Consider the following 12,485-nt stretch of genomic DNA (forward strand, 5'->3'; position numbering starts at 1 on the left):
CATATCATTAAGTTTAATTCGCATTTTATAACTAAGGTGTATATTGTCTATAGATTGAGTAAGCAGCTCCATTCTTTAGTTCTATCCAACATAGGGTTTCCTTATGAGTTACAGGTTTACCATCACTTACATCAAGATCTCCTATATCCATTGGATTTCTTAAATTGATATAATTTATAAAATCATTAAATGAAGCTTTTTCATTTATAGAAGAATTTTCTGGTGGAGGCACATTATATCCTAATGCTAGAAAATCGTGATTTAATAATTGGAAGCTGCAATTACTTGATATCTCATAGGTGGTTAATTTACTATTATTATTTCTTATATAATAACCATCTGGAACATAATACTCTCCTTTATCGTTAATAGGAAGGTCTATTTTATCTGTATCAGCATTATCTTTAAGAAATTCTTTAAGAGATTCTTCTCTGCCAAGATAAAATTCAACTAAGTCAACATCTATATAGGTTTTTCCATCAACAGTATATATATTATTTATACATCCAATTTGTTTATCATAAACATTTTCTAAAACTGTTAAAGTAAATTCTACCTTCCTTCCATACTCTTCATTTGTGCCATAATAAGTGAAAGTACCAGCGCTTGAAGTATCAACAGTTGCTAAATTCCAAGTTAAAGGAAGTGAAAGCGAGGTTCCATTTATATCAGTAGATATACTTCCAGGAAGGTTATATTCTGATTCTTGATAAATAGAATCTGTAAGCTTAATTACTTCAAATTTAGATGATATTTCTTTAGCTATTGATTTCATATTTTCATTATCAACATTATTAGCTAAAGCAGATTTTATTATAAAGTAAGCATCATCATATTTATTAGAATTCATATAAATATCTTTTATTTCTAAATACAAATCCTTATTAGATTTATCTAAAGAAATTGCTTTATTAAAATAGGCTTTTGCCTCATCATATTTATTATCAGTTAGAAGTTTTTTAGCATTAGAAATGGCTTCATCAACTTCATTTTCTTCTACCAAAATTTCGCTTTTAGTATCATTAGAAACTGTTACTTTTTTTGTTGTGTCAGTACAAGCAAAAAGAGAAGTGCTTAGTATTAAAAAAAGTGGAATAATAGTTAGTTTTATAAATTTTTTATTCACTGTAAAGTCTCCTTTAAAAATATTTTTTATGGTGTATGTTTTCTGTAGATAGAGTAAGCGATACCATTTTTCAACTCAATCCAACATAGAGTGCCTCTATTAGTTATAGGTTTTCCATTACTTACATCTAGATCTCCTATATCCATTGGATTCCTTAAATCAATATAATTTATAAAATCTTTAAATGAAGCTTCTTTAGTTATAGAAGAATTTTCAGGTGGAACAACATTGTAGCCTAAAGCTATAAAATCATAAGGTAATAACTGAAAACTACAATTAGAAGATATTTCATAGGTAGTTAATTTACTATAGTTATTTCTAATATAATAGCCATGAGGTAGAATAGGAATTCCGTCATCTGTATATGAAATTTCTTTTTCAGCGTTATCTTTTAAAGCTTCATTTACAGCTTCTACACCTTGATAAAATTCAACTAAATCTACGTCGATATAAGTTTTTCCATCAACAGTATAGATATTGTTGATAGACCCAATTTGCTTATCATAAACATTCTCCATAACTGTAATTTCCATATTCACTTTTCTACCATAATCTTCATTAAAGCCTTCATAAACAAATTTCCCTGCAGTTGAGGAGTCAACTACTTGATTATCCCAAGTTACAGGAATTGATATAGATTCACCTGAAATTACGGCCTTTACTTCATTTGGTAAGGTGTAGCTAGTATCTTGATATATGGATAAATTCATGTTTATAGATTCAAATTTAGATGAAATATCTTTTAAAATTGATTTCATATTCTCAATATCTATAGTATTTGTTAAAGCTGTTTTTATAATAAAATAGGCATCATCAAATCTATTAAAGGACATATATATATCCTTAATTTTTAAATAAACATCCTTATTATTTTTGTCTAAGGATATAGCTTTATTAAAAGATTCCTTAGCCTCATTAAATTTATTTTGAGCAAGATATTCCTCACCAATTTTTATTGCTTCATTTATTTCATTTTCTTCCGAGGAAATTTCATTTTTAGTATCTTCCGATATAGTTATTTTTTTAGAAGTATTTTGGCAAGATACAAGTACCGATGATATAGTAATAACAGATATAATCATTATTTTAGAAAAAAGTTTTTTATTCATTTTTAACCTCCATGTAAATTCTATATTTATATCATATAAGGTAAAAATTTCTAAAGATTATATAGTTATTTCTAAAATATTTCCAAGTGAAAATTATTTAATCATAGAGTTTATAAATTTATATATGTTAAGATGTTAGATAAAGTATTCGACATTATAAATAATATAGATGTATATGAGGTGGAGTTATGCCAGGAGTTTTTAATGTAGGTAATTCATATAATACAAATAATAAAAGAATATCTAGTAAGCTAACTTTTGATTCTGGTGAGAAGTTTTCAGGAAAAATAATTAAAAAAGATGATAAAAATGAAGTTACTATAAAGCTAATAGATGGTTGGGAATTTTCTGCACAAATAGACGGAGATATAGAAGGATTAGAAAATGGATTACAAAGATTTCAAGTTGAAGGCTTTGTTGACGGAAAATTAAAGTTAAAAGTTATTGCTAAGAATATCAAAGGTGATGAATTAGCTCAAGGTGAGTTTAATGATATAATTTCTAGTTCGGGCTTAAGTAAAGATGACGTTGCTTTATTAAAATCAATGTTAAAATTTGATATTCCTCTTACTAAGGAAAATATAAGAGAAATTAAGGGACTAATTCAATTTCTAGATAAAATACAGATAAATCCAAAGGAAATAGATGAATTTATATCTAAGTATTTAATGGGGAAGGGAATATCTCAAAATAGTGAAGAAGGAATAAAAATTAATAATGTATTAAAGGAGTTTTTAGGAGAGTTTAAAACTTTATCTCATGATGATATTTTATTGTTTATCGAAAATGATATGGAATTTAATAAAGAAAATATAAAAGGATATAATAATTTATTTAAAGGAAAAGAAAGTATATTAAAAGTACTTGATAAAATTTCCAATTCAATACCTGAACTTAATAAATTTACAAAGGAACATATGCTAGAAAGTAATTTAAAGCAAAGTATTGAAAATTTAGATATTAGTACCATAAATCCTAAATCTATAGATGTAGAGGGACAAAGTGTAGAAGGACAAAATGGAGAAGAACAAAAAATTACAAAAGTACCTCAACATATTAATGAGCAAGAGACAAGTATTAATAATAAATTAGCTAATGATGTTTATCAAAAGAGTGATATGGGAAATGCAAAAGTTAGTATGTTATCTCTTCTTAAATCTATTTCAGGTCAAAATGAAGATTTACTTAACACATCTTTAAAAGATATATTAGCTAATAGAAGAATGGAATTTACAAGTAGTGAATTTGATAGAGTTTTCAATTTAATAAATACTATTAAGCCAGAAGAATTAATAAATAAGATTAAAGAAACTATATTTGAATTTAATGATATTGGTGCTCAAAATATAGTAGATGATTTTAGTAATTATTTGAATAAAACTAATAATGAAACTTTAGGTGTAAAAGAATCCTTAGATTTTAGTAAAGGACAATTAGAAAAGGTACTTTCAAATGTTATGGGAAGAGGTATAACATTAACAGAAGAGGAATTTTCAAAATTAAAAGATGTTATTAATTTAAAAAATCAAGAAATTATAGACAATGATACACATCAAGGTCAAAAGATAAATGATTTAGCTAAAGATATACTAACTAAAGATAATATTATTGGTCCTAATAGTAATAATATTGATAAATTAAATGATAATAATATAATAAATAAAAATCTAACTAAAAGTATTCCAAGAAAAGAATTAATAGAAGTTTCCCTAAATAAAGGAACAGAAGGAAGTAAAGAAATAATTAAAGATTTAATATCTAATTTAAAAAGCGAATCTTTAATATCAGAGAAGATTTTAGATATTATAAAAAATAATATTAGTGAGATAAAAGTATTTAATAAGATAAGCTCAGAATATTATTATGCAGATATTCCAGTTAGTATAAAGGAAAGAGAATATCCTTGTAAGATAATAGTAAAGGACAATAGAAAAGAAGGTAAAAAGATAGATAGTACAAACGTTAAGATGGTAGTAACAGTGGAAACTAAGAATTTAGGTACAGTAGATGGATATATGGAAGTATTAGATAAAAAAATAAATATAGAATTAAAGTGTGAAGAAAAATTTGTTAAAATAATTGATATGACAAAGAGCAAGTTAGTTAATAATATAGAAAGTATGGGTTTTTTAGTTAATGTAAAAGTATCTAAGAAGGAAAATGAAGTTTCATTAACATCATGTAGAGAATTTTTTAATTCTAATTCAGGAGTATCACTTGATAGAAGAGTATAAATAAGCATTTATAAATTTAGGAATATCACTTAATAGAAATTAGAGTTATTATCTTTAGGAGGAGAAATGAAGTATAGAAAAAAAGCAGCAGCTTTAAAATATGAAGAAAATTTAATGGCTCCAACTGTTACTGCAAGTGGTATGGGACATATTGCAGATAAAATACTTGAAAAAGCAGAGGAAAATGATGTTCCTATAGTGTATAATAAGGAATTAACAGACCTGCTTTGTAATGTTGATATAGGTGATTATATACCATCTGATCTTTATGAAGCAGTAGCTCATATTATTGCATATGTAACAGACTTAGATAGTTTTTAGATGTATGAAAGTAAATAAATACTGAATATGCTTTTGAAATATGGGCTTTCATATTAGTTTAATAAATAATATTATATAGGTAAACTAATATATAATGTTAAGAAATTTATGTCAGAAAGGTGAGTAGATTAAATGGCTTTATATGCTATTTCAGATCTTCATCTTGCTTTTACAACAGACAAACCAATGGACATATTTGGAGCAAAGTGGCTTAAGCATGATGAAAAGATAAAAGAAAATTGGATAAAAAAAATCACAGATGAAGATACAGTGCTTATAGCTGGAGATATATCCTGGTCAATGAGATCAGATGAAAGTAAAGTTGATTTAGATTGGATAGATGCATTACCAGGGAAAAAAATAATTTCTAAGGGAAACCATGATTATTGGTGGGGCGGAATATCAAAGCTTAATAGAATGTATGAAAATACGAAATTTCTTCAAAATAATTTTTATACTTACGAGGACTATGCTATTTGCGGATCAAGAGGATGGATTTTAGAAGGTAGTGATAGATTTACAGAAAAGGATAAAAAAATATTTGATAGAGAGATTATAAGATTAAGACTTTCCTTAGATAAAGCTAAAGAAGCAGGATATGAAAATATAATAGTTATGATACACTATCCTCCAATGAATGAGAAAAGAGAAAATTCAGCATTTATTGATTTATTTAAAGAATATGGGGTTAAGAAAGTAATATATGGACATCTACATGGACCTTCATTAGCAAATGTGCTAAATGGAGAGCATGAAGGAATTGAATACTTAATGACATCATGTGATTTTTTAAACTTTGATCCAAAAAGAATACTTTAAAGATGGGGCTGTATCAAAATAAATTTTGATATTAGCCAATAAAAGAGAAGTTTTAATTAGAGCTTCTCTTTTTTTGCATACTTTGCGCATATATAAATAATATACAAAATTTCTATTTAAGTTTAAAAGCGTCTTTAAGTAGAATAAATGGTTTAAAAGGGGCTCGCGTTTCGCGAGGCCCTTTATAAAAATAAGATATTAACTTTTTTTGGCAATAAAGATTACTTGAAATTGAATAAATTTTATATTAAATAGATTCCTAAGACTTCTCTATTTATTTTTCATAGTAAATTTGGTTAAAAGTATATTTGTTTAGTATATTTTTGTTCATAAAAAGTTTAAAAAAAGTACAATAACTGTTATTGACATAGTTAAGTAAATTAGGTTAAAATTTCTATGTAAATGAATACAAATTATATTGGCGTGTAACTATGAAAATAGGCATTAGCTGAAAAGGGAATTGTCTCTTTTTGGCTTTTTTTATTTTTAGAATTTATGTATTCGTTTAAATTAGTAAAAATACATACATTTCAAGGAGGAAATTATTAATGAAAAACGTTAAACAGCATATAGCTAAAGCCCTAGCTATAACAATTACTTCAAGTATGCTTACCTCTATACCATTTGAAGTACAAGCTTCTGTAGGTAATAAAATAAGCGCTGATAATATAAAGATATCAGCAAAAAGCAATACTTCGGGACATGATGTAGAACTTGCTATTGATGGTGATCCAAGTACTTATTGGGAATCATCAAATCATTTCAGATGGGTAGAACTAGAGTTAGATGGAACGTATGACTTATCAGCAATTAAGTTAATTAATAAAACTAATGGGTATTATAATTATAATATTTATGTAACAACTGATGGGGAAAACTATACAAAAGTTGCATATAAAGATAATGAAGAAAATGCAACAGTTGAAGGTGATTTATATAATTTAAATAATGTAAAGGCATCTAAAATAAGAATAGATGTTACATTTAGTTCAGATAATAATGATTCAAATATAGCTGAAATCGAATTATATGGTGAAAAGATTTCAGATGAAAGAGTAGAAGAAAAAGCTATAAGTGTAGAGAACTTTAGTGAAACAAAATGGGCAGAAGAGTATAGTAAATTTGAAAACGATGTAAATTATGCATCTCAAAAGACAATACAAGAAATGTGTGATATGGTTGGAAGAGTTATTGGAGATGAATACAAAGATAAATTCCAATTTGAATTAATAAGCCAAACTTCATCAGGAACAGATGTTTTTGAGGTTGAAGATGGAGCTGATGGAAAAGTAGTAGTAAGAGGGAATGATGGTGTTTCACTTGCATCAGGATTTAATTACTATTTAAAAAATTATGCAAAGGTTATGTACAATCCTATAATGGGGTCAAATTTAAATATGCCAGAAGTTTTACCTAGTGTTGGAGAAAAGGTTGTCATAGATACACCTTATGAACAAAGATATTCTTTAAACTTCTGTACTTATTCATATACAATGGCATTTTGGGATTGGAATGAGTATGAAGCATTTTTAGATTGGTCAGCAATGAATGGATATAATCTAATTTTAGATATTGTTGGACAAGAGGAAGTATTAAGAAGAACTTTAAATAAATTTGGATATTCAGATGAAGAAATAAAAGAATATATATCAGGTCCAGGTTATTTTGCATGGTTCTATATGCAAAACATGACAAGCTTTGGAGGACCATTACCAAATAGTTGGTTTGAAGATAGGACAGAGCTTGGAAGAAAAATGCATGATAGAATGCAAACTTTAGGTATAACACCAGTACTTCAAGGATATTCAGGTGGAGTTCCTTTAGACTTTACTGAGAAAAATCCAGATGCTCAAGTTATTAAACAAGGTGAATGGTGTGGTTTTGATAGACCTGACATGCTTAGAACCTATGTGGCTGAAGGTGAAGAGGATTACTTTGCAAAAGTTGCAGATGCATTTTATGAAGCACAAAAAGAAGTTTTTGGTGAAGTAAGTGATTATTATGCTGTTGATCCATTCCATGAAGGTGGAAATACTGGAGGATTAGATAATGGCAGAATTTATTCAACAGTTCAAAATAAAATGTTAGAGCATGACGAAGATGCAATATGGGTAATTCAGCACTGGCAAGGAAATCCAGATAATGCAAAGCTTTCAGGTCTTAATAAAGAGCACTCATTAATATTAGATCTTAATTCAGACTTAAATCCAGATTGGAAAAGATTTGATAATCAAGACTTACCTTGGGTATGGAATATGCTTCATAACTTTGGGGGAAGAATGGGATTAGATGGACAGCCAGAGATATTAGCTAATAATATCCCAAGTGCTTATGCAAATTCAGAAAACATGAAGGGGATAGGTATTACTCCAGAAGCAATAAATAATAGTCCAATAGTTTATGAGTTAATTGGAGATATGATTTGGACAAGAGATTCTATAGATTTTAGACAATGGATCATGGATTATATTGAAAGACGATATGGTAAGGAAAATGCTGATATTCAAGAAGCATGGAAAATATTATTAGAAACTGCATATAAAAAGACAAATGATTACTATCAAGGAGCAGCAGAATCAGTAATAAACGCAAGACCAGCTAAACAAATCAATAGTGCTTCAACATGGGGACATAGTAAAATACCTTATGATAAGGCAGAATTAGAAAAAGCTTTAGAGCTATTTATAAATGCATATGATGATTTAAAAGGTAGTGAAGCATTTATATATGATTTCTTAGATGTAACAAAACAAGTTTTAGCAAACTCTGCACAAGAATATCATAAAGAAATGGTTGCTGCTTATGATAACGGAGATATAAATAACTTCAAAAAGATTTCTACTCATTTCTTAGAGTTAATAAAGCTTCAAGAAAGTGTTTTATCTACTAGTCCAGAATTCTTAGTAGGAACATGGATAGAGCAAGCTAGAACTATGCTTGAAGGTGCAGATGATTGGACTATGGATTTATTTGAATTCAATGCAAGAGCTTTAATAACTACATGGGGAGATTATAAAAATGGTTCTTTAAAGGATTACTCAAATAGACAATGGGCTGGTTTAACTAATGATTTATATTATAAGAGATGGGAAATGTGGGTTAATAACGTAACAAATGAATTAGAAGGAAAACCTACTCAAAATATAAATTGGCATAAAGTTGAATATAAGTGGGCTAATGAAAAAACTACTGAAAATAATAGATATGCAACAACAGGTTCAGGAGAAGATTTAGGAGCTCTTGCAAAAGAAGCTATGGATAAATTCTCTGTAACTAATATGGAAGCATTTTTAGAAGGTGGATCAAGTGCAGTAGAAAAAGTTAATATTGCACTAGGTAAAAACGTAGTAATCGAAGGCGTTGAAACAGCTTCAGGATTCCCAGCATCTAATTTAACTGATGGAACTACAGGAAGTGCCTGGATGGCATCAGAAGCTAAATGGCCTGTTACAATGACTATAGATTTAGAAGAGGAAAAGAATCTTAATGGTATAGCCTTTGCTCCAAATCAAGCAGCAGGTGGGTTCCCAATAACTTATAAAGTAGAAGTTAGAAATGGAGCTACTTGGAGTACTGTTGCAGAAACTATAGACGGTACTATTACAGGAACTATATCAATAGATTATAAAGGAACTGCTGATGCAGTTAGATTTACTTTTAATAGTACTGATTCAACTCTAGTACCAGAAATGAGAGAATTAATGGTATATGAAAATGCAGGCGAAAAAGTAGAATACGATAATGTTGCACTTAATAAGCCAGTAGATGTAAAAAATGTAGGAACAGATAGACCTGCGTCAAATATTACAGATGGAGACGATAATACATTCTGGTCTGCAACAAGTGAAGGAATAGGTGCTGAGATAACTGTAGATTTAGAAAAGAATGAAATGGTTGATTTAGTAGAGATTGTTTTTGAAAAGGCAAAATTACCATTCCAATTTGAAGTGAGAGCAATTGAAGCAGATGGAACTGAAACAACTATTCTGGATAAAAAATCAGAATCAAATGCATTAGAAAGAAGATATCAAATACCTGTAGAAAGAGAAATAAAAGGTATTAAATATATATTAACAGGTAAAAGTGGTGCTGGTGATTTTCCAGGTGCATGGGCAGCCTTAGCTGAAATAAAGGCTTTAAGAGAAAAAGAAGTTGTAGTTGAAGCCATCAATGTAGCTTTAGATAAGCCTGTAACAGGAAGTGATGCAGAAAGCGGAAAGCCTCTTTCAAATATAACAGATGGAAAAGAAGATACATTATGGATATCAAACGGTGGAGTAATGCCAGCAAATGCCCAAATTGATTTAATTAACTCTTACTTCGTTGAAAATATTGAGTTAATTTTTGAAAAGGAAGGTTTACCATTCCAATTCCATGTTGATGTAATTGACTCAAATGATGTAGTTCATACAGTATTAGATATGAGAGAAAATGATACTGTTATAGATCATAAATATACAATACCTGTAGGAAAAAATATAAAAGCTATAGATGTTAAAATAACTGGTAATAATGGACAAGGAACTTCTTACTTAGCATGGCCAGCAATTGCAGAAGTTAAGGCTTACTCAAAGCCAGAAAATGTAGCTTTAAATGCAACTGTAAATCCAGATACAGGAGCAGCATTAGTAGATGGAAATGAAACAAATGGAATTACAATAAGATCAGGAGATGTTAAAGAATATATTATAGACTTTGGTAAGATAGTGGATATTAACACAATTGAAACAATAGGTAAAGCAGATGGGGGATTAAAATACACAGTTGAGTATAGAAGTATGGAAGATGAAAATGATTGGATAAGCTTCCTTGATAAGAGTGCTAACACTAATGCTTCAGAAAAATTACTAACTGCATTAAAGAATCCAATTACTACAAATGCAGTGAAAGTTAAATTTATTAATGAGTCATTTACTATAAATGAATTTAAAGCTTATAAGGCAGATGCAACAGGTAAGCTATTAACTTATATAGGTGAATTAGAAAAAACTTATAATAGTACTATTGTTGGAGAGCTTTCAGGACAATATCCACAAGAAGCTAAAGATGCATTATTATTAGCAATAAATAATGCAAAGGCTGCTTCAAAAAATGGAATTAATTCTATGGAAGTAGACCAAGAGATAGTTAAGCTTAAAACTGCGTTAAATAGTTTCTACTCACAAGTTGTTACCATTAATAGAAGACCGCTATTAACAGCAATTAGTGATGCAAATATAGTATTAAATGCTTTAAAAGATAGTTTAAATGCAGAGGAAAAAGTAGAAAGTAAAGCTATAATAGATGATAGAATAGCTAAGTTAGAAGCAGGAATAGCAGAAGCAAATGGAGTTCATGAAACTAAGTCTGTAACTCAAGGACAATTAAATGAAGCTGAAGCTAAGCTTAAAATATTAATTGAGGAAGGCTATGCAGAATTAGATGCTCATAATAAATATAAGGTAGAGTTATCTATAGCAGAAGATAGAGTAAATAATGCAGTTGCTGGTGAAGGGGATGGTCAGTATTTACAATCAGATATTGATGCTTTAAAAGCAAGTATTACAAAGTCAAAATCAGATTATGAAATAGCTAAAACTGTGGAAGAAGTAAATTCTATTACGGAATCATTAATAAAATCTGTAAAAGATTTTGAGGCGAAAGTTATAGTAGTTAATAAAGAATCATTAGCTAATGCAATATCAGATGCTGAAGAAATAGCAAAAGATGCAGATGGAAAGTATTATGCTTCAGCAATTGAAGTATTCATAAATGAAATAAATAATGCTAAGGCTATTTTTAATGATGAAAATGCTAGTCAATCATCAGTAAATAATGCTATTGAATCTTTATTAAACGCACAAGCTAAGTTATTAGAGTCAATTATTCCAGATAAAACAGAGCTAAAGAGTTTAGTTAATGATGCAAATGCTTTAGTTAAGAAACTTGAAGCATATGATAGCTTAAAGGATTTAAAGGAAGAGTTATCTAGTGTAATAAAAAATGCTAATGTTGTTATTGAAAATGAAGATGCAACAGTAGAACAAATTGCAGAAGTAATTAATTCTTTAAAAGATACTATTAGAAAGGCAAATGATAGTATTAAAGGATTTGAATCAGTTTCAAAATCTGAGCTTCAAGATACTATAGATAAAGCTGAAGCCTTAAATAAGAAGGATTATACAAAGAACAGTTATTCTGTCCTAGAAGAAGCTATTAAAGAAGCTAAAAAACTTATAAGTAAAAATGATGTTACTCAAAGTGAGGTTGATGCAGCTACAGCTAGAATTAATAATGCTATGAATAATCTTGTTAAGATTAATCAAGATAACAATGGCGGAAATAATAACGGTGGAAGCAACAACAACGGAAGTAATAGTAACGGAAGCAATAACGGTGGAAGCAACAATAACGGAAGCAATAACAGTGGAAGCAACAATAACGGAAGTAATAATAATGGTGGAAGCAATAACAGTGGAAACAATAATAGTAGTAACAATAATAATTTACCACAAACAGGAGGTGCTTCACCTATAGTAACTTTGGTTTTAGGAAGTGCAGTTGCAGCAGTAGGTGGACTATTCTTAAAAAAGAAAAAGTAATATTGGTGTAAAACAAAAGAATCTACATCTTAGTGAAAACTAAGGTGTAGATTTTTTTATTAAGAAATATTTTTAAACAAATATATGTCAATAGTTACATTCCTTATGGATAGAATAATGAAATAAGTACAAGTTTCTTTGCCATTCTTGGTGGATTCGTAGCACCAATATTTGAACCATTAGGTTTTGAGCATGGCAAGCTAGAGTACCAATATTAACAGGACTTGCTGCTAAAGAGGTTATAATAGGTATTATTGAAATAGTATTATAATCTTAGTAAAACACTTTAATAAGG

At 28.7% G+C, this 12,485-nt stretch carries 6 protein-coding genes; 4 read left to right on the forward strand and 2 right to left on the reverse strand.

All coding sequences use genetic code 11. The annotated features are described in order from the left end of the window. Positions 1-31: 31 nt before the first annotated feature. Positions 32-1,126: a tetratricopeptide repeat protein gene (locus tag I2A75_RS07225; protein WP_195263800.1), complete on the reverse strand. Its 1,095-nt coding sequence runs from the start codon at positions 1,124-1,126 to the stop codon at positions 32-34. Positions 1,127-1,152: 26 nt separating this feature from the next. Next, on the reverse strand, positions 1,153-2,235 hold the full coding sequence (locus tag I2A75_RS07230) for an Ig-like domain-containing protein (RefSeq protein WP_195263801.1): 1,083 nt from the start codon (positions 2,233-2,235) through the stop codon (positions 1,153-1,155). A gap of 188 nt (positions 2,236-2,423) precedes the next feature. On the opposite strand from I2A75_RS07230, the gene I2A75_RS07235 reads away from it, so the two are divergent. The 4 genes from I2A75_RS07235 to I2A75_RS07250 all read left to right on the forward strand — a co-directional run bounded on the left by I2A75_RS07235 (position 2,424) and on the right by I2A75_RS07250 (position 12,190). Continuing rightward, positions 2,424-4,469 carry a hypothetical protein gene (locus I2A75_RS07235; RefSeq protein ID WP_195263802.1) on the forward strand — a complete coding sequence of 682 codons (2,046 nt, stop codon included), beginning with the start codon at positions 2,424-2,426 and terminating at the stop codon, positions 4,467-4,469. Between the two features lie 66 nt (positions 4,470-4,535). Continuing rightward, positions 4,536-4,790 (forward strand): EscU/YscU/HrcU family type III secretion system export apparatus switch protein, encoded by a 255-nt coding sequence (locus I2A75_RS07240; protein ID WP_195263803.1) that lies wholly within the window; start codon positions 4,536-4,538, stop codon positions 4,788-4,790. Between the two features lie 132 nt (positions 4,791-4,922). Next, on the forward strand, positions 4,923-5,609 hold the full coding sequence (locus tag I2A75_RS07245; RefSeq protein WP_195263804.1) for a metallophosphoesterase: 687 nt from the start codon (positions 4,923-4,925) through the stop codon (positions 5,607-5,609). A 548-nt stretch (positions 5,610-6,157) separates the two neighbouring features. Then, complete coding sequence (locus I2A75_RS07250) at positions 6,158-12,190, forward strand: alpha-N-acetylglucosaminidase TIM-barrel domain-containing protein (protein WP_195263805.1); 6,033 nt, start codon at positions 6,158-6,160, stop codon at positions 12,188-12,190. Positions 12,191-12,485 lie beyond the last annotated feature (295 nt).

The sequence above is a fragment of the Clostridium sp. 1001275B_160808_H3 genome (assembly GCF_015550425.1).
In the GTDB taxonomy this organism is placed as follows: domain Bacteria; phylum Bacillota; class Clostridia; order Clostridiales; family Clostridiaceae; genus Clostridium.